The 26,515-nt window shown below is 62.6% G+C and carries 22 protein-coding genes and 1 pseudogene; 9 read left to right on the forward strand and 14 right to left on the reverse strand.

The window, feature by feature from the left end:
- Positions 1-7: 7 nt before the first annotated feature.
- Together D886_RS0125635 and D886_RS28145 are read left to right on the forward strand one after the other, a co-directional pair.
- Positions 8-580 carry a CsiV family protein gene (locus D886_RS0125635; RefSeq protein WP_027596619.1) on the forward strand — a complete coding sequence of 191 codons (573 nt, stop codon included), beginning with the start codon at positions 8-10 and terminating at the stop codon, positions 578-580.
- 1 nt (position 581) lies between these two features.
- Positions 582-3,929 (forward strand): DEAD/DEAH box helicase, encoded by a 3,348-nt coding sequence (locus D886_RS28145; protein ID WP_081717571.1) that lies wholly within the window; start codon positions 582-584, stop codon positions 3,927-3,929.
- A 159-nt stretch (positions 3,930-4,088) separates the two neighbouring features.
- Here D886_RS28145 and nagZ read toward each other — a convergent pair whose 3' ends face one another.
- The 3 genes from nagZ to D886_RS0125655 are packed head-to-tail and all read right to left on the reverse strand — an operon-like array spanning position 4,089 to position 6,385.
- A complete protein-coding gene (gene nagZ / locus D886_RS0125645) occupies positions 4,089-5,087 on the reverse strand; it encodes a beta-N-acetylhexosaminidase (RefSeq protein WP_177323913.1) in 999 nt (332 codons plus the stop codon).
- 22 nt (positions 5,088-5,109) lie between these two features.
- Positions 5,110-5,634 carry a L,D-transpeptidase gene (locus D886_RS0125650; RefSeq protein ID WP_027596621.1) on the reverse strand — a complete coding sequence of 175 codons (525 nt, stop codon included), beginning with the start codon at positions 5,632-5,634 and terminating at the stop codon, positions 5,110-5,112.
- A gap of 40 nt (positions 5,635-5,674) precedes the next feature.
- A complete protein-coding gene (locus tag D886_RS0125655) occupies positions 5,675-6,385 on the reverse strand; it encodes a TetR/AcrR family transcriptional regulator (RefSeq protein ID WP_027596622.1) in 711 nt (236 codons plus the stop codon).
- 206 nt (positions 6,386-6,591) lie between these two features.
- On the opposite strand from D886_RS0125655, the gene lexA reads away from it, so the two are divergent.
- Entirely contained in the window at positions 6,592-7,200 is a 609-nt protein-coding gene (lexA, locus tag D886_RS0125660; protein ID WP_027596623.1) for a transcriptional repressor LexA, read from the forward strand.
- Positions 7,201-7,213: 13 nt separating this feature from the next.
- Entirely contained in the window at positions 7,214-7,690 is a 477-nt protein-coding gene (sulA, locus tag D886_RS0125665) for an SOS-induced cell division inhibitor SulA (protein ID WP_027596624.1), read from the forward strand.
- A gap of 50 nt (positions 7,691-7,740) precedes the next feature.
- Here the strand turns inward: sulA and D886_RS0125670 are convergent, their stop codons facing one another.
- The 7 genes from D886_RS0125670 to D886_RS0125700 all read right to left on the reverse strand — a co-directional run bounded on the left by D886_RS0125670 (position 7,741) and on the right by D886_RS0125700 (position 16,098).
- Positions 7,741-7,974 (reverse strand): hypothetical protein, encoded by a 234-nt coding sequence (locus tag D886_RS0125670; RefSeq protein ID WP_004376430.1) that lies wholly within the window; start codon positions 7,972-7,974, stop codon positions 7,741-7,743.
- Between the two features lie 50 nt (positions 7,975-8,024).
- Complete coding sequence (locus tag D886_RS0125675; RefSeq protein ID WP_027596625.1) at positions 8,025-8,540, reverse strand: DUF6586 family protein; 516 nt, start codon at positions 8,538-8,540, stop codon at positions 8,025-8,027.
- A gap of 221 nt (positions 8,541-8,761) precedes the next feature.
- On the reverse strand, positions 8,762-11,371 hold the full coding sequence (topA, locus tag D886_RS0125680) for a type I DNA topoisomerase (protein ID WP_027596626.1): 2,610 nt from the start codon (positions 11,369-11,371) through the stop codon (positions 8,762-8,764).
- 100 nt (positions 11,372-11,471) lie between these two features.
- The gene (locus D886_RS0125685) at positions 11,472-11,723 is read right to left on the reverse strand and encodes a DUF1653 domain-containing protein (RefSeq protein WP_027596627.1); all 252 of its coding nucleotides are present in this window, start codon (positions 11,721-11,723) and stop codon (positions 11,472-11,474) included.
- 77 nt (positions 11,724-11,800) lie between these two features.
- Positions 11,801-12,976 carry an acetyl-CoA C-acyltransferase FadA gene (gene fadA, locus D886_RS0125690; protein ID WP_027596628.1) on the reverse strand — a complete coding sequence of 392 codons (1,176 nt, stop codon included), beginning with the start codon at positions 12,974-12,976 and terminating at the stop codon, positions 11,801-11,803.
- 21 nt (positions 12,977-12,997) lie between these two features.
- Entirely contained in the window at positions 12,998-15,145 is a 2,148-nt protein-coding gene (gene fadB / locus D886_RS0125695; RefSeq protein WP_027596629.1) for a fatty acid oxidation complex subunit alpha FadB, read from the reverse strand.
- 515 nt (positions 15,146-15,660) lie between these two features.
- Positions 15,661-16,098, reverse strand: a complete 438-nt coding sequence (locus D886_RS0125700; RefSeq protein ID WP_027596630.1) for a hypothetical protein — start codon at positions 16,096-16,098, stop codon at positions 15,661-15,663.
- A gap of 110 nt (positions 16,099-16,208) precedes the next feature.
- On the opposite strand from D886_RS0125700, the gene D886_RS0125705 reads away from it, so the two are divergent.
- Complete coding sequence (locus D886_RS0125705) at positions 16,209-16,649, forward strand: universal stress protein (RefSeq protein WP_027596631.1); 441 nt, start codon at positions 16,209-16,211, stop codon at positions 16,647-16,649.
- 128 nt (positions 16,650-16,777) lie between these two features.
- On the opposite strand, the gene D886_RS0125710 is transcribed toward D886_RS0125705, so the two are convergent.
- Positions 16,778-18,706 carry an ATP-binding cassette domain-containing protein gene (locus tag D886_RS0125710; RefSeq protein ID WP_027596632.1) on the reverse strand — a complete coding sequence of 643 codons (1,929 nt, stop codon included), beginning with the start codon at positions 18,704-18,706 and terminating at the stop codon, positions 16,778-16,780.
- A 220-nt stretch (positions 18,707-18,926) separates the two neighbouring features.
- Between D886_RS0125710 and D886_RS0125715 the strand changes: the two genes are divergently transcribed.
- Positions 18,927-20,855: a transglycosylase SLT domain-containing protein gene (locus D886_RS0125715; RefSeq protein ID WP_027596633.1), complete on the forward strand. Its 1,929-nt coding sequence runs from the start codon at positions 18,927-18,929 to the stop codon at positions 20,853-20,855.
- 100 nt (positions 20,856-20,955) lie between these two features.
- On the opposite strand, the pseudogene D886_RS27350 reads toward D886_RS0125715, so the two are convergent.
- Both D886_RS27350 and D886_RS0125725 read right to left on the reverse strand, forming a co-directional pair.
- Positions 20,956-21,756, reverse strand: a pseudogene (locus D886_RS27350) (MOSC domain-containing protein).
- A gap of 55 nt (positions 21,757-21,811) precedes the next feature.
- Positions 21,812-22,747, reverse strand: a complete 936-nt coding sequence (locus D886_RS0125725) for a chemotaxis protein CheV (RefSeq protein WP_027596634.1) — start codon at positions 22,745-22,747, stop codon at positions 21,812-21,814.
- Positions 22,748-23,097: 350 nt separating this feature from the next.
- On the opposite strand from D886_RS0125725, the gene D886_RS0125730 reads away from it, so the two are divergent.
- From D886_RS0125730 to D886_RS0125740, 3 genes are all read left to right on the forward strand, one after another.
- The gene (locus D886_RS0125730) at positions 23,098-23,604 is read left to right on the forward strand and encodes a hypothetical protein (RefSeq protein WP_027596635.1); all 507 of its coding nucleotides are present in this window, start codon (positions 23,098-23,100) and stop codon (positions 23,602-23,604) included.
- A 371-nt stretch (positions 23,605-23,975) separates the two neighbouring features.
- Positions 23,976-24,872: a sensor histidine kinase gene (locus tag D886_RS0125735; RefSeq protein ID WP_027596636.1), complete on the forward strand. Its 897-nt coding sequence runs from the start codon at positions 23,976-23,978 to the stop codon at positions 24,870-24,872.
- The gene (locus D886_RS0125740) at positions 24,862-25,521 is read left to right on the forward strand and encodes a response regulator transcription factor (protein ID WP_027596637.1); all 660 of its coding nucleotides are present in this window, start codon (positions 24,862-24,864) and stop codon (positions 25,519-25,521) included. The genes D886_RS0125735 and D886_RS0125740 overlap by 11 nt, the downstream gene beginning before the upstream one ends.
- Here the strand turns inward: D886_RS0125740 and yegS are convergent.
- Positions 25,505-26,392 (reverse strand): lipid kinase YegS, encoded by an 888-nt coding sequence (gene yegS / locus D886_RS0125745; RefSeq protein WP_027596638.1) that lies wholly within the window; start codon positions 26,390-26,392, stop codon positions 25,505-25,507. The genes D886_RS0125740 and yegS overlap by 17 nt on opposite strands.
- Positions 26,393-26,515: the final 123 nt, after the last annotated feature.

Genomic DNA, 26,515 nt, shown 5'->3' on the forward strand with positions numbered 1-26,515 from the left:
AAGATCCATGCGTGCCATCCGTTGCCTGACCCTGCTGCTGGCGCTGTTCGCGCCAGCCGCCTTCGCCGAAGGCCTGTATCAGGTAGAAATGATCCTGGTGCGGCAAAACAGCGTCCCCGCCTTCACCAGCCCGTTCGCCCCCGAAGACTGGAGCGCCGGTGCGCCGCGCCTGGACAAGGCCGCCGAGCGCCCACTGGGGCTGGACGATGAAACCACCCGCCTGCAAGCCACCGCCGACTACACCGTGCTGATGCACAAGGCCTGGCAGCAGCAGGTCGGCAGCGAACCCAGCCGCATCGCCCTGGGTGAAGGCGAAGAGCAGTTCGGCCACTTCCCCATCGAAGGCAACCTGAGCATCGCCGAAGGCCGCTTCATCGCGGTGGAGGCCAACTTCTGGGTCAACCAGCTCGACGGCAACGGCAGCGTGCTGCGCAGCGAGCAATTCAAGCAAAGCAACAGCAACGTCAAGGGTGGCCAATTGACCTTCCTTGATGGCGGGCACCTCGCGGTGCTGCTGAAGATCACGCCACCGGGTACACCGAAGATGCCGGTGATGGACCCGGAGTTGATGGAGCAGTGATGTGAGCGAGACCGATGCGCAGTTCTTTATCCGGGGGCTTGACACCTGGAGGTTCGCGTTTGACCGCACTACGCTGCAACGCGGCTTCGACTATGCAGAGGAAGGCAGGAGCGAAATCGTATCCATCCTGGACCTGACCATCCGCGCGCAGTGCGCAGGCTCTGGCGGCCGCGCCTATTACCAGCGCATCACGCTGGACATGACCGAGGACGGCCTTGAATGCGAGGGCACCTGCTCGTGCCCTGTCGGTAACAATTGCAAGCACTGTGCAGCGGCGCTCTATCTGCTTGAACGGGGCCCGGACTGGGTCGAAGGCACACCTGACGAACCCCTTGCCGTTACGCCAGCAGCGCAGCAGTCCCTTGAATTGCCCCCCGAACTCGCACATTGGGTCGAGGCCCTGGAAGTACCGGCAGCCCTTGCCACAGAACCCGCCAAGCGCAAAGGCCCTGCACTCTACTATGTGGTGAGCAACAACCATGGCCAGTGCATGCTCAGCGTGTTCAAAGGCACCCGGCAGCCCGATGACAGCTTGAAGCTGGGCCGGCCCAGTTCGATGCCCGAGCTCATCTACTACACACCCAAGTACGTGACCGATGAAGACTTGCGTGCGCTGCGGCTGATCGATGCCCTCAGCAAGGATTACAGCCTGCCCGTCGCACGCCTGGAAGGCAAAAAGGGCGCCGAACTCTACGAGTATGCCCTCGCCACCGGCCGCTTGCTGTATGGCCAACAGCAGAAACCCCTGGCCCAAGGCCCCGACCTGCACGCCGAATTTCGTTGGGTTCGGCTGGACAACGGCAGCTACCGCGGCGCCTGGCACCATGCTGAAAATACCCACATGCTGGCACTGCCGGTCGACCCCCTCTATTACGTCGACCCACACAGCGGGCAGACCGGCAAACTGCTGCATGACCTTGACCCGTTCATTGCCAGCCAACTGGCCAGCGCCCCGACGGTTCCCGAGCACCTGATCATCCCCCTGAGCCATCGCTTGAACGCATTGAACCGCCAGGTTCCGACGCCCACCAAGGTCCGCAGCGAACAGATCGACACGATCGAGCCTCGCCCTCACCTGACCCTGGGCAGCCTCGAGTACAGCGCCTACATGCCCAAGACCGGACGCATGCAGCGCCAGATGCAGCACCGCGCCGCGCTGTCGTTCGACTACGACGGCCTGCGCGCCAGCGGCAACGACGACAAGCCGTTGACCCGCCTGGTAGATGCCACCAGCCAGCGCATTCGCCGCCAGCCCAAGGCCGAACAGGCGCTGCGCAAGACGCTACGCGACCTCGGCTTCAAGGCCGCCACCCGGCAGAGCAAGGCCCTGCCAGACAGTGCGGGCGAGATGCACCAACTGCCGGATGACGAGGCCTGGCTGCACTTCGCCCGCAACGGCTTGGCACAACTGCGTGAAGCCGGCTGGGTGATCGACATCCACCGCGATTTTTCCTTCAACCTGCACGAGGTGGACGACTGGTACGCCAGCATCGACGAAGCCCCCGGGCATGAATGGTTCGACCTGGAACTGGGCATCGTGGTCGATGGCCAGCGCCACAGCCTGCTGCCGATCGTGCTGCAGTTGCTGCGCAGCAACCCGGAGCTGCTGCGCGCCAGCGAACTGGCCCGGCGCAGTGACGACGAACACTTGCTGATCGACCTTAACCGCGGCCGCCTCGACAGCCCCGCGCTGCGCGTCGCCCTGCCCTACGGCCGGATCAAGGCGGTGATGGGCACCCTTGGCGAGCTCTACCTGCATGAAGACGCCGCAGGCCCTTCACTGCGCCTGGACCGGGCCGATGCCGCGCGCCTGAACGAGCTCGATCACCTGCCGCTGCACTGGGAAGGCGGCGCGCACGTGCGCGACCTGGGCAAGCGCCTGCGTGACGCACGCGACCTGCAGGTCGAACCGCCCGCACAACTGAACGCGGCCCTGCGCCCTTATCAGCAACAAGGCCTGAACTGGTTACAAGCCCTGCGCGAAATGGGCACGGGCGGCATCCTCGGCGACGACATGGGCCTGGGCAAGACGCTGCAAACCCTGGCTCACCTGTTGCTGGAGAAACAATCCGGCCGCCTGACCACTCCCGCCCTGGCGGTGATGCCGACCAGCCTGATACCCAACTGGCTCGACGAGGCCAAACGCTTTGCCCCCGACCTGCGCGTGGTGGCACTGCAGGGCCCAGGGCGCAGCAAGCATTTCGCCACGCTGCACGACTATGACCTGGTGCTCACCACCTATGCCCTCGTGCCCCGCGACCTCGAACACTTGCGCACGCAGCACTGGCACGTGCTGGTGCTCGACGAGGCGCAGAACATCAAAAGCAGCACCAGCAAAGCCGCCCTCGCCGTCTGCGAGCTGCAGGCCGAGCAGCGCCTGTGCCTGACCGGTACGCCGATGGAAAACAACCTCGGCGAGCTGTGGTCGATCTTCCACTTCCTGATGCCGGGCTGGCTGGGCGACCTCAAGCGCTTCAACCAGGATTACCGCACCCCGATCGAACGCCGCGGCGACGCCGAACGCATGGCCCACCTGGTCAGCCGCATCCGCCCGTTCCTGCTGCGCCGCACCAAGGAACAGGTGGCCACCGAACTGCCCGCCAAGACCGAGATGGTGCACTGGGTCGAGCTCAGCGATGCTCAGCGCGATACCTACGAGGCGGTGCGGGTGGCGATGGACAAGAAAGTGCGCGACGAAATCGCCCGCAACGGCGCCTCGCGCAGCCAGATTGTCATCCTTGATGCCCTGCTCAAGTTACGCCAGGTGTGCTGCGACCTGCGCCTGGTGAAGGGCGTCGAGACCAAGGGCAACCAGGCCGATAAAGGCAAGCTCGGCGCCCTGCTGGAAATGCTCGAAGAGCTGCTCAGTGAAGGCCGGCGGGTACTGCTGTTCTCCCAGTTCACCTCGATGCTGGCACTGATCGAGCAAGAACTGCAAAAGCGCAAGGTGCGTTACAGCCTGCTGACCGGCGACACCCGCGACCGACGCACGCCGGTGCAAGCGTTCCAGCAGGGTGACAGCGAAGTGTTCCTGATCAGCCTCAAGGCGGGTGGCACCGGGTTGAACCTGACGGCTGCGGACACGGTGATCCACTTCGACCCCTGGTGGAACCCGGCCAGCGAAAACCAGGCCACCGACCGCGCCTACCGCATCGGCCAGGACAAACCGGTGTTCGTGTTCAAGCTGATTACCCGCGGCACGGTGGAAGAGAAGATTCAGCTGTTGCAGCAAGAGAAGGCGGCCCTGGCGGCAAGCCTGCTCGATGGCGGGCAGGCCGGGCAGTGGCGGCTGGGGGATGATGAGATCGAGGCGCTGTTTGCCCCCTTGCCCGGGAAGCGCGGCCGTTAAGCGCTTGTGAGCAATCTCTGTAGGAGCAGCCTTGCGCTGCGAAGAGGCCAGTAACAACACCCTTGATCTTCGCTGGTGTTACCGCCGCCTTCGCAGCACAAGGCTGCTCCTACCGGGAGGTGGGTAAATCCGGCCTACCGTCGAATACGGCCGGCACAGTCAATCGACCAACTGCGCCTCTTTCAACGCCCCCAACGCCTCCAGCCAACGCGGCTGCTGGCGATAATCGGTGCGCGCAAAGCCCTGCCCCTGCATCCGTGCAATGCGCGGCGAAGGCTTGACCTTCAGCCGCTGCGCCGCACTCAATGCCAGCTCTGCCGCCGCCCGGTCGTTGCACACCAGGCCCATGTCGCAGCCAGCACTCAACGCTGCTTCGATGCGGTTGGCCGCATCCCCGACCACGTGCGCACCGGCCATGGACAGGTCGTCACTGAAAATCACCCCGTCAAAGCCCAGCTCACCGCGCAGGATGTCTTGCAGCCAACGCCGCGAGAAGCCGGCCGGCTGGTTATCGACCTGCGGGTAGATCACGTGGGCCGGCATCACCGCTGCCAGCTGGCCGCTGAGCCGGGTGAAGGGCACCAGGTCCGCCTGACGCAACTGTTCAAGGCTGCGCTCGTCCGTGGGGATGGCCACGTGCGAGTCGGCCTCGGCCCAGCCGTGCCCCGGGAAGTGCTTGCCACAGGCCGCCATGCCCGCAGCGTTCATGCCGCGAATGAAGGCCGCCGCCAGTTGCGTGGCGCGCTGTGGGTCACCCTCGAAGGCGCGGCTGCCGACCACCGCACTGCGCTGGTGGTCCAGGTCGAGCACGGGGGCGAAGCTCAGGTCCAGGCCTACCGCCAGCACCTCGGTGGCCATCAACCATCCGCACTGCTCCGCCAGGTAATCGGCGTTGTCGTTGTCGGCCAATGCACGCATGGCCGGCAGGCGCACGAAGCCTTGGCGCAGCCGCTGCACACGCCCGCCCTCTTGGTCGACGGCCAGGATCAAGTCCGGGCGAATCGCGCGAATGGACGCGCACAGTTCGCGCACCTGGCGCGGGCTGTCGATATTGCGGGCAAAGATGATCAGGCCGGCCACTTCAGGTTGGCGCAGCAGGTGACGGTCTTCGGCGGTCAGCCATTTACCGGCGATGTCCACCATCAAGGAGCCTTGCAGGCTGACGGTCATGGGAAATCCTTCATTGAAGACTTAAAGAAGCCCACTGGGGGCAAGCCGCCTCTTCGATGCGCACCCGGCAATGGGCCGGCACGCGGTCGAACAGGCCAAGCAAATCGGTGTTGTGCAGGCGTATGCAGCCATGGGACAGCGGCACGCCCAAAGGTTCGGTCTCAGGTGTGCCATGCAAGTAGATATAGCGGCGGAACGTGTCGACGGCGCCGAGGCGGTTGACGCCCGGCTCGCAGCCGCTGAGCCAGAGGATACGGGTGAGGACCCAGTCCCGCCCGGGAAACCGCGCCTGCAGCTCAGGCGACCAGACCTCACCGGTCCAGCGCCGGCTACGCAACACCGCGTTCAGCGGCAGGCCCGCGCCAATTTTCGCCCGTACCTGATGCAGGCCACGCGGCGTGCAGCCCGATCCATTGCGCTCGCCGGCGCCGTTACGCGCCGTGGACACCGCCAGGCGCAGGCACAAGCGGCCCTGGGCGAACCCATAGAGGCATTGGTCGGCAAGGGAGATGTGCAATAGATCGAGATCGGGCATGGGCGCTAGCTTAGCCGAAGCGCCCTGCCCCGCCCAGCCTTCAGGCCTTGGCGGTGGCTGTGCTGCTGGTCTTGCTGCGCGGGCGCAGTTGCGCGGCTGCCATGGCTTCGTCGGTGACCCCGCTATCAGCGCGCATCCCTGCTGCCAGGAACGGCACCATCAGGCGCATGACCTGCTCAATTGAGGTATTGATGCCAAAATCGGTTTCGGCGATGGCGCGCAACGCCTTGATGCCGGACATGCTGAACGCTGCAGCGCCGAGCATGAAGTGCACGCGCCAGAACAGCTCCAGCGGCGGAACCCGTGGCGCGGCTTCGTTGACCAGCAGCATGTAGCGGCGGAACACCTTGCCGTACATGTCTTCCAGGTAACGCCGCAGGTGCCCCTGGCTCTGGCTGAAAGCCAGCCCCAGCAGGCGCATGAAGATAGACAGGTCATTATTGCTGCGCGGCTGCACGGCCAGGGCCTGCTCGACGAGCATTTCGAGCAGCTCTTCGAGGCTGGGCTTTTGCTCCGGGCGCGCCTGGCGACGCTCGAGTTCACGTTCGAGGCTGGCACAGAAAGGGCCGAGGAAACGCGAGAAGACCGCCTGGATAAGGGCCTTTTTGGAACCGAAGTGGTAGTTGACCGCCGCCAGGTTCACCCCGGCCTTGCTGGTGATCAACCGCAACGAGGTTTCAGCGAAGCCTCTTTCCGCGAACAGCTGCTCGGCAGCATCGAGAATGCGTTCAACGGTTTCCGATTGGGCCATGATTATTCCGCCAGACAAACAGGTGTTTGAAACATACGTTTCAGGCCTGCGTCTGTCAAGGCTCGGTGACTGGGCGGTCGCCATTTAAAAACGCCAATGACCGCGCTGCAAGCGCCATTCTCGCTGTTTCTTCGTACAGGGTGCTTGCAGCTCATCCAGTACTGTATATAATCCCAGTCACTGTATAAAAAGACAGAGCGCTCACCATGTTGAAACTGACGCCACGCCAAGCTGAAATTCTCGCGTTCATCAAACGTTGCCTTGAAGACAACGGCTTTCCACCGACACGCGCTGAAATCGCTCAGGAGCTGGGCTTCAAATCGCCCAACGCCGCCGAAGAGCACCTGAAGGCCCTTGCTCGCAAAGGCGCCATCGAGATGACCCCCGGCGCATCCCGCGGCATCCGTATCCCCGGGTTCGAGGCCAAGGCCGACGAAAGCGGCCTGCCGATCATCGGCCGGGTCGCAGCGGGCGCACCGATCCTCGCTGAGCAGCACATCGAGCAATCCTGCAACATCAACCCTGCCTTCTTCCACCCTCGCGCCGACTATCTGCTCCGCGTGCACGGCATGAGCATGAAGGATGTCGGCATCTTCGACGGTGACCTGCTGGCAGTGCACACCTGCCGCGAAGCCCGCAATGGCCAGATCGTCGTCGCCCGCATCGGTGACGAAGTGACCGTCAAGCGCTTCAAGCGCGAAGGCACCAAGGTCTGGCTGGTTGCCGAAAACCCCGAATTCGCCCCCATCGAAGTCGACCTGAAAGAACAGGAGCTGGTGATTGAGGGCTTGAGCGTCGGCGTCATACGCCGCTGATCCAGGAGGCGCCATGCAGCAGTTCATTCACGCACCCGAGCAAGCCCAGTTGCCATTGTTCGAAGCATTCCTTGCCCAGCCCATTCTGCCGGGCCTGAAGGCCAGCGAGCAGACGCGCAAGAGCAGCCACCCCGAGCTGTTCAGCGAGCTGTCACTGCGCGGCGCTGCCGAGCATTGCCAGAGCCTGTTGGCCCCGGTCCTGCGCGAACTGAGCGAAGAGGAAGACGCCCGCTGGCTGACCCTGATCGCCCCACCCTCGAGCCTGACCCAGGCCTGGTTGCGCGATGCCGGCCTCAACCGCGAACGCATCCTGCTGCTGCACCCTCGTGGCAATCAGAGCCCGCTGCAACTGACCTGCGAAGCGTTGCGCCTTGGCCGCAGCCACACCGTGGTCAGCTGGCTTGGCAGCGTCAATGCCAGTGCACGTCAACTGCTGCTGCGCTCAGCCAGCACCGGAAACGCACAAAGCCTGAACATCCGCCTCGGCTGATGTTCAGGCTTTGCCTGTTACTTCAAAAGCACTGATACCACGCAACGCGATCAATGCAGAACGCGAGGGCCTTCGTCGCGTTCGAGCTCGCCGTCCATCAGGCGACCTGCCATCTGCACGCCGACACTGAGCATGGCCTTGGCCACTTCTACATGCTGACCCTGCAGGAACGCCTTGGCGTCTTCCGAGAAATCCAGGGTTACCAGAGAGCCCTCATCCTCCGCACGACGCAGTTCGATCCGGCCATCAGGCAACTCGACAATTTCCAGAAAAGACGTAGACATAAAAGGCTGTTCTCCACGAAAGGCCAACATTGTATCAGCCGCAGCGGCTATCAGCACTCACTCAACGCGTCACGGAAACGTCTCACCAAGCTTTTAAGATTGCTGCGCCAGCTTTCCAGCTCTTCACGCGACAGCGCAGGCTGCTCGGGCTCATCGAGATTGACGGCCTGAATCAGCGGCTGGGTGACATCGGTTTTAGGCGTTTTTTTCGCGACCGGTGGTCGGAACAAATCGGCATAAGCACTCAGCATTTGCGCCAGCCAGGTTTCGCGCTGACGGGCCAATTCCAGCAGCTCGGCCACCTCGGGGATAGCGATGCCATTTAGCGCATCGCCTTCAAGCAGTTGCTCGACACTCGACGCCGTTGGCAGGCGGTAGTAGCCACCAATTTCATGGCACAGGCCCAGAAGCGCGCCGTACAAGTGGAACAGCGCCGATTCGCGTTCGGCCTGGACCAGGCCCTGAGCGTTCATGGCTTGGCCCTGTTCGGCTTTGGCCATGGACTCGAGCGCGAGGCCGGCGAAGAACAGTTTCTGGTTGGTGCGGGTGTAGAGTTCCTGGGCCATCTCGAGTGACCTCCCTAAAGGCTGGTAAGCGATTAGGATCAGTTTCAGGGATGGCCTGGCCGGCCGCAAGCTGAATGTCGCATAAACAACTGGGGCCGCTTTGCGCCCCATCGCCGGCAAGCCGGCTCCTACAGGGAAAGCGCCACCGTTGAAATGGCACTGTACCTGTGGGAGCCGGCTTGCCGGCGATGGGCCGCAAAGCGGCCCCCGTTCAACGCCAATCAGCGCTTGTCTTCAACCTTCCACGCATTGCCGTCGTAGAACGCCTTCCACCCCGTCGGCTTGCCATCGACCTCGGACTGCACGTACTGCTCCTTGGTCTTGCGGCTGTAGCGAATCACCGCTGGGCGGCCTTCCGGGTCCTTCTGCGGGGCATCGCAGAGGAAGTGGTACTTCGGATCGATCTCATGCTTGTGCGGGACGATCTCCAGCACCAGCGGCGCACGCGTCTCGCGGTTTTTCGGGAACTGGCTGGCCGCCAGGAACAACCCCGAAGCACCGTCGCGCAACACATAGGTGTCATCGACCTTCTCGCACTTCAGCTCTGGCATTTCCACCTTGTCCATCTTCGGTGGCGCCGCCTCACCGCTTTTGAGCAGCTTGCGGGTGTTCTTGCACGCAGGGTTGGTGCAACCGAAGAACTTGCCGAAACGGCCAGTCTTGAGTTGCATCTCGCTGCCACACTTGTCGCACTCCAGGCTCGGCCCTTCGTAGCCCTTGATGCGGTAGCTGCCCTCTTCGATCTCGTAGCCCGCACAATCCGGGTTGTTACCACAGATGTGCAGCTTGTGCTTCTCGTCCAGCAGGTAGGCGTCCATCGCCGTGGCGCAGATCGGGCAACGGTGCTTGCCCAACAGCACGCGGGATTCCGATTCACCCTCGTCATCCGCGGCAATCTCGTCACCTGGCACCAGGTTGACGGTTGCCTTGCAACGTTCCTTGGGCGGCAGGCTGTAGCCCGAGCAACCGAGGAACACGCCGGTGGAGGCGGTACGAATCATCATCGGGCGGCCACATTCCTTGCACGGAATGTTGGTCATGGTCGGCTGGTTGGCACGCATGCCGTTTTCGGCCGACTCGGCCGTCTGCAGCTTTTTGCTGAAGTCGCCGTAGAACTCGTCGAGCACGTTCTTCCAGTCACGCTCGCCCTGGGCCACGTCGTCGAGGTTCTCTTCCATGCCGGCGGTGAAGCCGTAGTCCATCAGGTTGGAGAAGCTCTCGGACAGGCGCTCGGTGACGATGTCGCCCATCTTCTCGGAATAGAAGCGGCGGTTGTGCAACGTCACATAGCCACGGTCCTGGATGGTCGAGATAATCGCCGCGTAGGTCGACGGGCGACCAATGCCGCGCTTTTCCATTTCCTTGACCAGGCTGGCTTCAGTGAAGCGCGCTGGCGGTTTGGTGAAGTGCTGGCTCGGGTCGATCTGGATCAGCTTGAGCGCTTCACCTTGGACCATTTCCGGCAGCACATCGTCTTCGCCAGGCTTGCTCTGTTGCGGCAGCACACGGGTGTAACCGTCGAACTTGAGGATACGGCCCTTGGCACGCAGCTCGAAGTCGCCAGCCGCCACCGTGACGCTGGTGGACAGGTACTGCGCCGGCGGCATCTGGCAGGCGAGGAACTGGCGCCAGATCAGCTCGTACAGGCGCTCTGCGTCGCGCTCCATGCCGCTGAGCTTGGTCGGATGGGTGTTGACGTCAGAAGGACGAATCGCTTCGTGCGCCTCCTGGGCGCCTTCCTTGCTGCCATACACCAGCGGGTTTTCCGGCAGGTACTGCTTGCCGAACTCGCGCTCGATGTAGCTGCGCGCCATGTCCAGGGCATCGGCCGACAGGTTGGTGGAGTCGGTACGCATGTAGGTGATGTAACCCGCTTCGTACAGACGCTGGGCCATCATCATGGTTTTCTTCACGCCAAAGCCCAGGCGGTTGCTCGCGGCCTGCTGCAAGGTGGACGTGATGAACGGCGCCGAAGGCTTGCTGCTGGTCGGGCGGTCTTCACGCTTGACCACGCTGTAGCTGGAAGCCTTGAGCTTCTCCAGCGCTGCCATGGCCTGTGCTTCGTTGAGTGGCTTGAAGGCCTCGCCTTTCTCGCGCGCCACTTCGAAACGCACCTTGGCGTTCTTGGCGGTGCCCAGGTCGGCGTGGATCTCCCAGTACTCTTCGGGGATGAAGGCACGGATCTCGCGCTCGCGCTCGACCACCAGCTTCACCGCAACCGACTGTACACGGCCTGCAGACAGGCCACGGGCGATCTTGGCCCACAGCAGTGGCGAAACCATGTAGCCCACCACGCGATCGAGGAAGCGCCGCGCCTGCTGGGCGTTGACGCGGTCGATGTCCAGCTCGCCCGGTTGCGAGAAGGCCTCTTGAATGGCCTTCTTGGTAATTTCGTTGAACACCACGCGCTTGTAGCGGGTGTCGTCACCACCGATGGCTTCGCGCAGGTGCCATGCAATGGCCTCCCCTTCGCGGTCCAAGTCGGTTGCGAGGTAGATGGTGTCAGCATCCTTGGCCAGGCGGCGCAGCTCTTCGATCACCTTTTCCTTGCCAGGCAGGATCTCGTACTTGGCCTTCCAGCCGTGGTCGGGGTCGACACCCATGCGTGCCACCAGCTGGCGGCGTGCCTTTTCTTTCGGCGAAAGGGCCGGCGCCTCACCCGCAGCCTTACCACGCTTGGCGGCCGGCTCTTTGCTAGCGCTGGCCGAACCGCTGGTGGGGAGGTCTCGGATATGGCCGATACTCGACTTCACCACGTACTGGTTGCCCAGGTACTTGTTGATGGTCTTGGCCTTGGCCGGGGATTCCACAATGACCAGCGATTTGCCCATGGATCGGAGTATTCCTGAATCTGAAGATGAAAAACGCGTCAGGTGCCAGACGCGGCACCGCTATATATAGTGGCAAAACAGTGAGGTCAAGCGCGGTCGATCACTCGTGCGACTTGGCCAGCAGCCCAGGCAACCCTTCTTCGGCCTTGACCAAAGCAAAGCGTGGCACCTGCTCGCCGTCAACCTCGACGGACTCCTGGAACATCGAAAGAGGCCGTACCCAGAACCCGTATTCACCATACAGGCATTGGTAGAAGACCATCCACTCTTCAGTTTCGGAGTGCTGCGCAACACTGAAGACACGGTACTCAGGCCCCTTGTAGTGCCGGTATACGCCTGGCTGTATCTGCATGTCGCTCACCCTTTTTAATAAAACCTGTAAAAAACAAAACCGGGGCACAAGGCCCCGGCTGCTGTCCCGCGACGCGATCAGACGCGTTCGAAGACAGTGGTGATGCCCTGGCCGAGGCCGACGCACATGGTCGCCACCCCCAGAGTACCGCCATTCTGCTTCATGACGTTGAGCAGGGTGCCGGAAATACGTGCACCCGAGCAACCGAACGGGTGGCCCAAAGCAATGGCGCCGCCGTGCAGGTTAACCTTCTCATCCATCTTGTCGAGCACTTTCAAGTCTTTCAACACAGGCAAGGCTTGTGCGGCGAAGGCTTCGTTGAGCTCGATGAAGTCGATATCGGCCATGCTCAGGCCGGCACGCTTGAGGGCTTTCTGGGTCGATGGCACCGGGCCGTAGCCCATGATTGCCGGGTCGACACCGGCCACGGCCATGGCGCGAATCACCGCCAATGGCTGGATGCCCAAGTCCATGGCGCGCTGGCCAGACATGACGATCATGCACGAAGCACCGTCGGTGATCTGTGACGAAGTACCCGCGGTGACGGTGCCACCTTTCGGGTTGAACGCAGGCTTCAGCGAGGCCAGCCCTTCGAGGGTGGTTTCCGGGCGAATGGTCTCGTCAAAATCGAAGACCTTCAGGAAGCCATTCTCGTCATAGCCCTGCATCGGGATGATCTCGTCCTTGAACTTGCCTTCGACCGTCGCCTTGTGTGCGAGCTGGTGCGAACGCAGGCCGAACAGATCCTGCTGTTCACGGCTGATACCGTGCATTTTGCCGAGCATCTCTGCAGTCAGGCCCATCATCCCGGAAGCCTTGGCAGCATGCAAGGACAGGTGCGGGTTAGGGTCGACGCCATGCATCATGCTGACGTGGCCCATGTGCTCGACGCCGCCAACCACGAATACATCGCCGTTGCCGGTCATGATCGCCTGGGCGGCGGTGTGCAGCGCACTCATCGACGAGCCGCACAGGCGGCTGACGGTCTGCGCCGCCGAGGTGTGCGGGATCGGCGTCATTAGCGACGCCATGCGGGCAATGTTCCAGCCCTGCTCGAGGGTCTGGTTGACGCAGCCCCAGATCACGTCCTCGACTTCTTTGGGGTCGACCTTGCCGTTGCGTTCCAGCAGTTTGGTGATCAGGTGCGCAGACATGTCTTCGGCGCGGGTGTTGCGGTGCATGCCACCCTTGGAGCGGCCCATTGGCGTGCGACCGAAGTCGACAATCACCACGTCTCTTGGATTCAGGCTCATATCAAATCTCTCGCTCTACGCTCAGTTGAAGAAGCGCTGGCCATTTTTGGCCATTTCGCGCAGCTTCGCGGTCGGGTGGTACAGCGGCCCCAGGTCAGCGTACTGATCGGCCAGGGCGACGAATTCGGCGACACCGATCGCGTCGATGTAGCGCAATGCACCACCACGGAAGGGAGGGAAACCAATGCCGTAGACCAGGCCCATGTCGGCTTCGGCGGCAGTTTCGACGATGCCGTCTTCCAGGCAGCGCACGGTCTCCAGGCACAGCGGGACCATCATCCAGTTGATGATGTCTTCGTCAGTGACTTCACGCTGCTCGAACACGATCGGCTTGAGCACGTCGAGCACGGCGGCGTCGAACACCTTCTTCGGCTTGCCACGCTTGTCGGTCTCGTAGGCGTAGAAGCCCTTGCCGTTCTTCTGGCCCAGGCGGTTGGCCTCGTACAGGGCATCTACCGCCGAGCGGCGCTCGTCCTTCATGCGGTCCGGGAAGCCTTCGGCCATCACGTCGCGGCCATGGTGGCCGGTGTCGATGCCGACCACGTCCATCAGGTAGGCAGGGCCCATGGGCCAGCCGAACTTCTCCATGACCTTGTCGATGCGCACGAAGTCGACGCCAGCGCTGACCAGCTTGGCGAAACCGCCGAAGTACGGGAACAGCACGCGGTTGACCAGGAAGCCCGGGCAGTCGTTGACCACGATTGGGTTCTTACCCATTTTCTTGGCATACGCCACGGTGGTGGCGACCGCCACTTCACTGGACTTCTCGCCGCGAATGACTTCGACCAGCGGCATCATGTGCACCGGGTTGAAGAAGTGCATGCCGACGAAGTTTTCTGGGCGCTTGAGCGCTTTGGCCAGCAGGTTGATGGAGATGGTCGAGGTGTTGGAGGCGAGGATGGCATCCTCTTTCACCTGGCCTTCGACTTCTGCCAACACGGCTTGCTTGACCTTCGGGTTCTCGACCACGGCCTCGACGACGATGTCGACGTGGGCGAAGTCGCCGTAGGACAGGGTCGGGCGGATGGCGTTGAGCGCTTCAGCCATCTTGGCGGGGGTCAGGCGGCCTTTTTCAACGCGATTGCCCAGCAGCTTGGAGGCTTCATTAAGGCCCAGCTGAATGGCGTCTTCGCGGATGTCCTTCATCAGGATCGGCGTGCCCTTGACCGCCGACTGGTAGGCGATGCCGCCACCCATGATGCCGGCGCCGAGCACGGCGGCCTGCTTCACGTCACGGGCGATCTCGTCATGGGCCTTGGCCTTGCGCTTGAGCTCCTGATCGTTCAGGAACAGGCCGATCAGGCTCTGGGCAACCGAGGTCTTGGCCAGCTTGGCAAAGCCTGCGGCTTCTATTTCCAGGGCCTTGTCACGGCCGAAGTTGGCGGCCTTCTGAATGGTCTTGATGGCTTCGACCGGCGCTGGGTAGTTCGGCCCAGCCTGGCCTGCGACAAAGCCTTTAGCCGTCTCGAACGCCATCATCTGCTCGATGGCATTGAGCTTGAGCTTTTCCCGTTTCGGCTGGCGCTTGGCCTTGTAGTCCAGCTCGCCGCTGATGGCGCGCTTGATCAGGTCCAGGGCACCGGCTTGCAGCAGCTCAGGAGCGACCACGGCATCGACGGCACCGACCTTGAGGGCGTCTTCGGCACGGTTTTCCTTGCCGGCGGCAATCCACTCGACCGCGTTGTCCGAACCGATCAGTCGCGGCAGGCGCACGGTACCGCCGAAGCCTGGGTAGATGCCGAGTTTGACTTCAGGCAGGCCAATCTTGGCAGTGCTGGCCATGACCCGGTAATCGGCCGCCAGGCACATTTCCAGGCCACCGCCCAGGGCGATGCCATTGATGGCGGCAACGGTCGGCACTTCGAGGTCTTCGAAGGCATTGAAGATGCGGTTGGCTTCCAGGCTGCCGGCTACCAGCTCGGCCTCGGGCAGCTTGAAGTTGTCGACGAACTCGGTGATGTCGGCGCCGACGATGAACACGTCCTTGCCGCTGCTGACGATTACGCCCTTGACTGAAGCGTCGGCCTTTATGGCATCGACCGCTTCGCGAAGCTCGTTCAGGGTCAGGCGATTGAATTTGTTGACGGACTCACCCTTGAGATCGAACTTGAGTTCGACGATGCCACTTTCAAGAGCCTTAACCGTGATGGCTTTACCTTCGTAAATCATCAACTGATCTCCACGATATGGAAGCTAACTGTACACGCCGGTCGCTGCTGCATCAGGCAGGCCATGCCGCCCTGCCCCAGGCACACCCGTCAGCGCGCTAGTCGGGACTATGAACGAGCCGTGTGACATACAAACGCTCAATTCATACGCCCGTTTGATTTGGGTGTGCACACATTCTCCGAAAAGATCAGCGTTGTCAAATGCTCACGCACTGAGTGAAAACGCGACTTTCCGGTCATTTTGTAGGGTCTGGGTACAAAGCATGACGTCAGTGATCGCTGCACATTCATGCCAGCAATTGACCATGGGAAAACAGGCCCGTGCCTGCCAGGGGAAGATTTTTTTCAGCAGATCGCTGGCAGCCGGCTACACTGCCATTGGCTTCAAGCATTCCCGGCCTGCCTGGCCTTTTCTGCGCAGCAGAACGCAAAGCGGCGACTTGGCACCCCACCCCTTCAGGGGCTCTGCCAAGCCGCCGCTTTGTCGTTTAACGCCGCTTTTTAATTGGCGAGGGGTCAGGCGAGGGTTTCGAGGACGTGCGCAATATCCTGCAATACAGATTTATCGCCCCGCTCGGTCCAGTACAAAGCGATCATGCGGGGGTCGGCCTCAACCTTGTAGACACTGGCCGGCAAGCGCGCAAAAGCCTCGGCAAGGCGCGGGTCCTCACACGGCTCGCGCCATTGGTTCCACCACACGCCTGGCGTGACCTGCCAGTAGCAGAAGCTGTCCTCGCGCCCCTTGCGCCGCCCACGGTGGTACTGCGGGCAGGGGCTTGGCGGCTCCTTTTCCAGCCAGTGCGGCCACTGCTGAGGCGCCAGCTGCATGGCCAAACCCATGCGACGCGCTTCCAGGCGCAGGTTCATCTGCTCGCCCTGCTTGCGCGACGTGCGCAACCAGGAAAGCGGGCTGAGAATCAGCGCAAGGATTGACACCACCAGCAATACCGTCATATCAGTAGACCCCATAAAGCGTTGCAAATGAGCTGGTTAGCCATTTTTCACGGAAGACCCGCCCGAAAGCGACCATACTTCTTCTATCGCGATTGTCAGGAGTACCGCTCATGCAATACGAACATTTGTTGGTCGCCGTCGACCTGACCGAAGAATGCGACCCGGTGATCAAGCGCGCTATGAAGCTCGCGGAACCGTCAGGCGCCAAGGTATCCCTGGTACACATCGTCGAACCCATGGCCATGGCATTTGGCGGCGACGTGCCCATGGACCTGTCGCAACTGCAACAGCAGCAGTTCGACCAGGCCAAGGAGCGCATGGAGCGCTTGTACAACAAATACCCGGACATCAACCGCGGTGATTCCCACCTGACCTACGGCCAGCCACGCCAGGAAATCCACCAGCTGGCCAAGGACCAGAAATGCGACCTGATCGTGGTCGGCAGCCATGGCCGACATGGCCTGGCTTTGCTGCTCGGCTCCACTGCCAACGACGTGCTGCATGGCGCGCCATGCGACGTACTGGCGGTGCGGCTACAGAAGAAGGAATGATTTGACCTGTACCGGCCCCTTCGCGGGGCAAGCCCGCTCCCACAGGTACGCCACAAGCCTTGAGACATGTGGCGTACCTGTGGGAGCGGGCTTGCCCCGCGAAGGGGCCGGCTCAGGTTAACCGCTGATCAGCCTTCCAGCTCAGCCCAGCGCTCTACCAGCACATCCAGCTCGCCTTGCAGCTTCTCGATCTGTGCCAGCACCGCCGAAGTCTCGGCGATTGGCCGCTGATAGAAGCCCGCCGCATTCACTTCTTCCTGCGCCTCAGCCATGCGCTGTTCGATCGCGTCGATCTGCCCAGGCAACATCTCCAGCTCACGCTGCAGTTTGTAGCTGAGTTTCTTCTTCGAGGCGTCGGCCACGGCTGCTGCGGGCGCAGGTGCGGCTTGCACGTCCTGCTTCTCCACCACCGCGCTGTTAAGCTCGGACTTGCCGCCCTTGCTTTCGGTCACGCCCAGCAACTTCGGCGAACCGCCCTGACGGATCCAGTCCTCATAGCCACCGACATACTCGCGCACCTTGCCCTCGCCTTCGAACACCAGGGTGCTGGTGACGACGTTGTCGAGGAAGGCCCGGTCGTGGCTGACCATCAGCACGGTGCCCTTGTAGTTGGACAGCACCTCTTCGAGCAGCTCAAGGGTTTCCACGTCCAAGTCGTTGGTCGGTTCGTCGAGCACCAGCAGGTTGGCCGGCTTGCTGAACAGCTTGGCCAACAGCAGGCGCGCACGCTCGCCACCCGACAGCGCCTTGACCGGCGTACGGGCACGCTGGGGGCTGAACAGGAAGTCGCCCAGGTAGCTGAGCACGTGGCGGTTCTGGCCATCGATCTCGATGAAATCGCGGCCTTCGGCCAGGTTGTCGATCACGGTCTTTTCCAGATCGAGCTGATGGCGCATCTGGTCGAAGTAGGCCACTTCCAGCTTGGTGCCACGCTCGACCTTGCCCGAGATAGGCTCCAGGTCACCGAGCATCATCTTGAGCAAGGTGGTCTTGCCGGTACCGTTGGCACCCAGCAGGCCGATACGGTCCTGACGCTGCAGGACCATGGAGAAGTCCTTGACCAGCATTGGGCCGTCGGCATGGGCGAAGCTGATATTTTCCAGCACCATGACCTGCTTGCCGGACTTGTCCGCCGCCTCGATCTGGATGTTCGCCTTGCCCTGACGCTCACGGCGCTCGCCGCGCTCGACGCGCAAGGCCTTGAGGGCACGTACGCGCCCTTCGTTACGGGTACGCCGGGCCTTGATGCCCTGGCGGATCCACACTTCTTCCTGGGCCAGGCGCTTGTCGAACAGCGCGTTGGCGGTTTCCTCGGCGGCCAGCGCCGCTTCTTTGTGCACCAGGAAGCTGGCGTAATCACCGTTCCAGTCGATCAGCCCACCGCGGTCCAGTTCGAGGATGCGAGTAGCCAGGTTCTGCAGGAAGGACCGGTCGTGGGTAATGAACAGTACCGCGCCATTGAACCCGCGCAGCGCCTCTTCAAGCCAGGCGATCGCACCGATGTCCAGGTGGTTGGTCGGCTCGTCGAGCAGCAGCAGGTCAGGCTCCGACACCAGCGCCTGGGCCAACAGCACGCGGCGGCGCCAGCCACCGGACAGCTCGGCCAAGGTCTTGTCGGCAGGCAGTTGCAGACGGCTCAGGGTGCTTTCCACCACCTGCTGCAGGCGCCAGCCGTCACGGGCTTCGAGCTCGTGCTGAACGTGCATGAGTTTTTCCAGGTCTTCGTCGCCCTGGATGTTCTGGCTCAGGTGATGGAACTCGGCCAGCAACGCGCCAACGCCATCGAGGCCCTCGGCCACCACATCGAACACGCTGCGCTCGTCGGCCAGCGGCAATTCCTGCGGCAGCTCGCCGATCTTCAGGCCCGGAGCGCGCCAGATCTCGCCGTCGTCGCCCTTCTGCTCGCCTTTGACCAGGCGCAGCATGCTCGACTTGCCGGTGCCGTTGCGGCCGATGATGCACACCCGCTCGCCACGAGCGATCTGCCAGGACACTTTGTCCAGCAGCGGCATGGCGCCGAATGCGAGGGACACATCGCTGAATTTGAGCAGGGTCATGTTGGTCTCCATAAATCGGGCGCGCATTCTACCTGACTTGGGCCCCCACGGCATTAAGTTGACCACCCGGTGAGGGCTTTACGACATCTGGTCGAACATAATGTCTTGATACAAGCGCTGTGCTTTCATCTGCCGCCGGCAAACGGCTAAGCTAAGGCATAGCTTCCAACAGTGCTGGCTTCGCCGTCACTTCCCCATGGTTCAACTGCCCGGACGTATCATGCGCAGCCGCCTGTTACAGATTGCATCCTGCTTGCTGCTTACCGCCGCCACCGCCAGCGCGGCGCAGGCCCTCGACCTCACTCAACAGCGCCAGTACTACGACGAGGCCAAGCGCGCCCTGGCCAAGGGCGACAAAGGCCCGTACCTGCGCTATGCCCAGCAATTGCGTGATTACCCGCTGACGCCCTACCTGACCTACGACGAGCTGACCGCACGCCTGAAGAGCGCCAGCAACGAAGAAATCGAAGGGTTCCTGGCCAAACACGGCGACCTGCCCCAGGCCAACTGGATGAAACTGCGCTGGTTGCGCTGGCTGGCCGAGCGCGGCGAATGGAACACCTTCGTCAAGTACTACGACCCCAAGCTCAATTTCACCGAACTGGACTGCCTCAACGGCCAGTACCAGCTCAGCCACGGCCTGCGCGCCGAAGGCTATGCCACGGCCGATAAACTGTGGAATGTCGGCAAGTCGCAACCGGCGGCCTGTGACACACTGTTCGGCATGTGGGCCGCCGAGGGCCAGTTGACCGAGGCCAAACGCTGGAACCGCACCAAGCTGGCGGCCCAGGCGCGCAACTACGGCCTGGCCAACAACCTGGTCAAAACCCTGACCACCCTCGGCCCGCAAGGGCGCCTGCTGATCGATGTGGCACAGAAGCCCGAGCTGCTCAACCAGCCGTCGCGCTTCACCCCGGTCAACGAGGCCATGTCCGACGTGGTCAGCCTCGGCTTGCGCCGACTGGCCCGGCAGGACCCGGAGCGGGCCATGGCCCTGCTCGACGACTATGCCCAGCGCATGCACTTCTCGCGCGACGAGAAGGTCGCCATCGCCCGCGAGATCGGCCTGACCCTGGCGCGCCGCTACGACCCACGCGCGCTCGACCTGATGACCCGCTACGACCCCGAGCTGCGCGACAACACCGTCAGCGAATGGCGCCTGCGCCTGTTGCTGCGCCTGGGCCGCTGGGAAGATGCCTACGAGCTGACCAAGCGCCTGCCCCAGGACCTGGCCAGCAGCAACCGCTGGAAGTACTGGCAGGCACGCAGCCTCGAACTGGCCCAACCGAACAACCCGCAGATTCCACTGCTGTACAAGACCGTGGCGCGCGAGCGTGACTTCTATGGTTTCCTCGCTGCCGACCGTGCACAAACCCCCTACCAGCTGAACAACAAGCCCCTGGTGCTGAGCCAGCAGTTGGTCACTAAGGTGCGCAATACCCCGGGCATTCAACGTGCACTGGAATTCCATGCCCGCGGGCAGATCGTCGAAGGGCGCCGCGAGTGGTACCACGTCAGCCGCCACTTCACCCGTGACGAGATGGTCGCCCAGGCACGCCTGGCCTATGAACTGCGCTGGTACTTCCCGGCCATTCGGACCATCAGCCAGGCCCAGTACTGGGATGACCTGGACATCCGCTTCCCGATGGCCCACCGCGACACCCTGGTGCGCGAGGCCAAGGTCCGCGGCCTGCATTCAAGCTGGGTGTTCGCCATTACCCGTCAGGAAAGTGCCTTCATGGAGGATGCGCGCTCCAGCGTGGGCGCCAGCGGCTTGATGCAGCTGATGCCGGCCACCGCCAAGGAAACCGCGCGCAAGTTCAGCATCCCGCTGGCCTCGCCGGCGCAGGTGTTCAACCCTGACAAGAACATTCAGCTGGGGGCCGCGTACCTGAGCCAGGTGCACAGCCAATTCAATGGCAACCGGGTACTCGCTTCGGCGGCCTATAACGCCGGCCCCGGGCGGGTACGCCAGTGGCTCAAGGGCGCTAAACACCTGAGCTTCGATGTGTGGGTGGAGTCGATCCCGTTCGACGAGACGCGCCAGTACGTCCAGAACGTGCTGTCGTATTCGGTGATCTACGGGCAGAAGCTCAACTCGCCGCAGCCGCTGGTGGATTGGCACGAGCGCTACTTCGACGATATGTAAGCCACCCCTTGTAGGAGCAGCCTTGCGCTGCGAAGAGGCCGGTAAAAGCACCGAGGATCCAGGGTGTTTTTACCGGCCTCTTCGCAGCCCAAGGCTGCTCCTACAGGACTTCGACCTTCATCCCCACTTCCAGCACGCCACAACCATCCACCGCCAGGTTCTGCCCGAACAACACATCCCCTTCTTTCTCGCGGAACGTTTTGAGCGTGGTCATGGGCTCGCGGTCCGGGCTGCGTTCGCCGGTCCGTGGATCGATGGTGGTGAGAATGCACCGCACGCTGGGCTTGAGCACGCGAAACTCGAGGGTGCCGATACGAACCCGCTTCCAGCCGTCCTCGGCGAACGGTTCTGCGCCTTGCACCACCAGGTTGGGCCTGAACCGTAGCATCTCCATGGGCCGGCCAACGCGCCGACTGAGCTCGTCCAACGACCCCTGGCCGATCAACAGCAGCGGAAAACCATCCGGAAACGCCGCACGGTCACTGTTCAAGCCATAACCATTGGGCAGGTAACGCGCCCGTTGCTCCGGGCAATACACCAGCCGCACGTCCTTGCCCAGCAACGCCGACAGCCAGTGCGCCGCCGCCTCGCCAGCATCGGGCACCCGCAGGGTGTCGCGCCAGATAGTCACGCCCCGCAAGTCATCGTCGGTAAGCGGTACAGGCACCCGCAATGGCACCTGCCCTGGGGCCTCCAGCAGCAACTGCCCAGCATCGTCATCGCTCGCCCTGAGCTGGCCGAGCTGTGGCCAGGCACGCTGGGTGAGGAAGCGGCCATTTTCCGCCTCCACCACCATCTAGCGACGGTCACCCAACAACCCCAACTGGCCGACCGGCGAAGCCTGCAGGCTTTGCGCCTGCCCCGACTTCACCGGGTATCGATACAACTCACTCAGAAACATCCCTGCCGCCTCGCGTCATTCGAAACGCCAAGCTTATACCCGGCAGGGCCAGGGATCACGCAGTAGCCGTATCCAGCAGCAGGCGCTGCTTGACCACCTCGACCAGGCGATCCGGCTGGAACTTGGACAAGAAGTTATCGCAGCCCACCTTCTTGACCATGGATTCGTTGAAACTGCCCGACAACGAGGTATGCAGCACCACGTAGAGCTGACGCAAGCGGGCATCGCTACGGATCTCGGTGGTCAACCGGTAACCGTCCATCTCCGGCATTTCGGCGTCGGTGAACACCATCAGCAGCTTCTCGCACACATTCTCACCGGCGTCAGCCCAGCTTTTGAGCAGGCGCAGCGCCTTCAAGCCATCACTGGCCACGTGCAGCTTCATGCCCAGTTGCGACAGGGTGTCACGCAGCTGTGCCAAGGCAACGCTGGAGTCGTCCACCAGCAATACTTCACGGCCTCTGGCGCGGGCCAGCACGGGGTCGGCAAGCCGTTCGCCGGAGACCTTGGCGTTGTACGGCACGATTTCTGCCAGGACCTTCTCCACATCGATCACTTCGACCAGTTTCTCGTCGACCTTGGTGATGGCGGTCAGGTAGTGCTGGCGCCCGGCACTGGTCGGCGGCGGCATGATCGCTTCCCAGTTCATGTTGACGATGCGGTCGACGCCCCCCACCAGGAAGGCCTGCACCGAGCGGTTGTATTCCGTGACGATGATAGTGCTGTCCGGCCCGGGTTGCAGGGGCCGCATGCCGATCGCCTGGGACAGGTCGATCACCGGCAGGGTCTGCCCACGCAGGTTGACAACGCCGCAGACAAAGGCATGGCGCTGCGGCATCAGGGTCAGCTTGGGCAGTTGGAGCACTTCCTGCACCTTGAACACGTTGATCGCGAACAGCTGCCGACCTGCCAGGCGGAACATCAGAATTTCCAGGCGGTTCTCGCCCACCAATTGCGTGCGTTGGTCTACTGTGTCGAGAATGCCAGCCATTGGAAACCCCCAGGCTTGAGTCGGAAAAGTGTATTCATCCACCCTGTATCGGCGGGTTCACGCGCACCTTGACCCTTGCGGGAAAATGCCGCGAAGGTAATTGATATCACTTTACCATCATGCTTTACTGCGGGCACATCCAGGCTGGCCTGTGCCCGTTAGCACCTTGTTGCACCCTGGCCTCTCATCAGGGAAACCCTTAGATGCAATCGGGTGCAACCTGATGTTCGCGATATCCATTAGCCATTAATGTGACGCCATTCTCATTGCATGAATGGAGTCAGGCTTTTGTTCGCTACCGTATCGCCGTGCCCGCCCCTTGCCCGCGCCCAACGCGCCCGAGCGTCCTGATGGACAGTGCCTTATCGTTTGAAGGTGCGTTGCAAGACTTTCTGCTGGATGCGCAAGTCTTGCTGAGCCAGTCCCAGGAATGCCTGCAGCACCTGGAACTGATCGACAACGACGCAGACGCCTGCGGTTGCCTGAACACGGCCCTCGACACGCTCGCGAGGCGCGCCGCCCGCCTGGACCTGCTCGAAGTTGCCCACTACGCCACCGTTCTGCAGCAATTGCTCGCACCGGCCTGCCAGCAGCAGCGCCTGCAACGTGAAGCCCTGCCCGCAACCGACGCTTGCCTGACCCTGCTGGCCTGGCAACTCGAGCTGATCGACCCGCGCACCGGGCAGCTGAACCTGGATACCGGCGAACAAATCACATTGCTCAATGAACTGGCCAGCGTGCTCGATCAACCATTACCGCAAGCCTGTGCCGCCTGCGATGAGCGCGGCAGCCACTGCACTCACCCGCACACAGCCACGACAGCCGCCCAAGGCACGCACCCCCGCGTTTCACATTAACTAACAAAAGAGTAACTAAGGGCGTTGTTGGCCAAACTTGGAAGTTTCGCCAACTGTCGCCAGCACTGCGCGCGTGATTATTGCCCTAGTTACACTCGGCATGATTGACAGCCGAATAGCGGCTGGCACTTTGCTATTGACTTGAGTCGGACGAACGTGCCGAAACAGCCCGTAAACATGAGGTTTCAAAGCATTGCCCAACAGCGACCAACGCCGTGTGAAGTGTTACCATGCTCGCCAGCGACCGCCTGCAGCCGGCATCAAGGCTGATTGAGGACGTGCCCCGCAAAACATATAAAGTACTGCGCCAAAGCCTCTGGTAAGACTTGTGCAAGGCCTCCATCAGCAATACTTCAGTGGCTTTTCTATCTATGCTCCCACGCTTGAAGACTCTTCTGCGCTGCTGCTCCCGCACTGCCCTGCTGCGCTGGATGACGATCGTGCTGTGCGTGGCCTCCATGGTCGCCAACCTGCTGCTGTACATGGCCGGCCAAGCGATACCGGCCAGCCTGTTGCTGCTGCAGGTCGCGGCGATGCTTGGCGTAGGCCTGCACGTGGGCCTGGGGGCCGGGTCGATCCGCCTGCACCCGGCAGAACTGGCCAAGCGCATGCTGATGGTGCAGGAAAGCGAGCGCCAGCACCTGGGCCGCGAACTGCATGACGACATCGGGCAACTGCTCACCGCAGCCAAGCTTCAGTTGCAATGGTTGCAACGGCGTATGCCCGATGAGTTGCACAGCCACTGCGACACCCTGCGCACCACGCTCGACAACGCGCTGAGCAACGTGCGCGATGTCTGTGCCCTGCTCAACCCTCGGCAACTTGCCAGCCTGGGCCTTGAGGGCAGCCTGCGTGCGCACCTGCTGCGCACGCTGGAAAAAACCGATGTGCACTGGAGCCTGGTCTGCAATCAACGCCTGGGCGGCATTGACGAAGCCGTCGCCATGGCGGTGTTTCGCATCACCCAGGAAGCCGTGACCAACATGCTGCGCCATGCCCAGGCGCGCAATCTGTCGATCCGCCTGCAACGCAGCCCCGCAGGGCTTGCCTTGATCATTCAGGACGATGGCCGCGGTTTTGTTCCCGCCAGGCACCCGGCCGAAGCAGGGCAACGCGGTTTGGCCGGCATGCAGGAACGGGTGACGGCCTTGCAGGGGCGTCTCGACATCACCAGCCAGCTTGGCGTGGGCACGCAGATCGAAGCGCTGTTCCCGTGGCCGCCACGCACCCAGGAACGCGCCAGGAGCTTTACCGCCCATGACCTGTAGACTGCTGTTGGTGGACGACCACTCGCTGATCCGCGCCGGGGTCCGTGCACTGGTCTCCGACATCCCGGGCTACTGCGTGGCCGGTGAAGCCGATGACGGCAACCTGCTGCTCGAGCACGTGCGCAACCTGGCACCCGACATCGTCCTGCTGGACATTTCCATGCGCTCGACCAGCGGCCTCGATGCCCTGACGCAACTGCGCGCCAGCGGCAGCACCTGCAAGGTGCTGATCCTGTCGATGCACACCGACCCGGACCTGATCATGCGGGCCCTGGAAAGCGGCGCCCATGGCTACCTGCTCAAGGACACCAGCGCGACCGAGCTGGAGCAGGCCCTGAGCGCCTTGCGCAACGGCGAGCGCTACCTCAGCCCGGCGATCGCCCACACCGTCATCAACCAGGCGCTGCTGCATACCCAGCACCGCAAGCAACCGAACCGCGACCGCCACAACCTGACCGCACGCCAACTGGAAATCCTGCGCCTGATCGTGCGCGGCAAATCCACCCGGGAGATCGCCAGTGGCTTGGGGCTCTCGATCAAAACCGTGGAAACCCACCGTTCGCAAATCATGAAACGCCTGCAGATTCACGATGTGGCGGGCCTGGTGCTGTACGCGGTGCGCGAAAAAATCATCAGCCTGGACGACTGAGCAACGGCGAGTCGACCGGCAAGTGCACCTGCAACGCGGCGGGCTTTGCCTCGAAGCGCAGGCTGTCGACCTGCAGCGGCTCACCGTCGAGGTTGATGTCCAGCCCCTGCGAACTCTTGATCTCAACCCAGGGCAGCCTGGCCCGGACAAACAACCCATCCCCGGCCAGCAGGTCGCGCAACGCCCCCACCACTTCCTGCGGCGCTGGCAGTATGGCGACATCCAGCAGGCCATCGTCTGCCAGCGCCTCGGGGCACAGTGCCTGCCCGCCGCCGGCTTGCCGGCCATTGCCAATGCCCAGCGCCAGCAGATCACCTTGCCAGTGAAAGTCGGGGCCCTGCAGCTCCACTGAGGCTGCCTGCAACTCGCTGAAGCGCGACAGCCCCGTGAACAGGTAGGCCGCAGCCCCCAGGACCTTTTTCAGGTCCTCCGAGGTGTTGGCCGTGACCTGGCTGCCGAAGCCGCCGGTGGCCATGTTGAGGAACAGCTGACCACCGACCTGGCCCAGGTCGATAGGCCGCGCCGGGGTGTTCAGCAGTGCCAGTGCGGCGTCCGGCTCCAGCGGCACGCCCGCAGCCTTGGCGAAATCATTGGCGGTGCCCAAGGGCAACAGCGCCAGGCTGGCCTGGGACGCTGCCAAGCCCATGGCTTCAGCGACATCGCGCAACGTGCCATCACCGCCGCCCGCGACAATATGGGTGTAGCCAGCGGCCAGCGCCTCGCCCACCAGGCGCTGAGCGTCCCCGGCTTCCCAGGTGACCCGCACATCCAGAACCCAGCCGCTCTCGCGCATCGCCAGCACGGCACTGCGCAGCGCTTCGTTCATCGCCTGCTTGCCGTGCAGGATCAACATTGCCTTGCGCCCTTGCATCGCGCTTCTCCATGAAAAAATAGCTAACCCAGATCTCGACCACCGACACACACCGATCGTTGCATGCCCAGCACAATAACACTGGATTTCACCCATTTTTTACACGCCCGCGAATGCACGGCT

The organism is Pseudomonas sp. LAIL14HWK12:I7, from assembly GCF_000483465.1.
In the GTDB taxonomy this organism is placed as follows: Bacteria; Pseudomonadota; Gammaproteobacteria; order Pseudomonadales; family Pseudomonadaceae; genus Aquipseudomonas; species Aquipseudomonas kermanshahensis.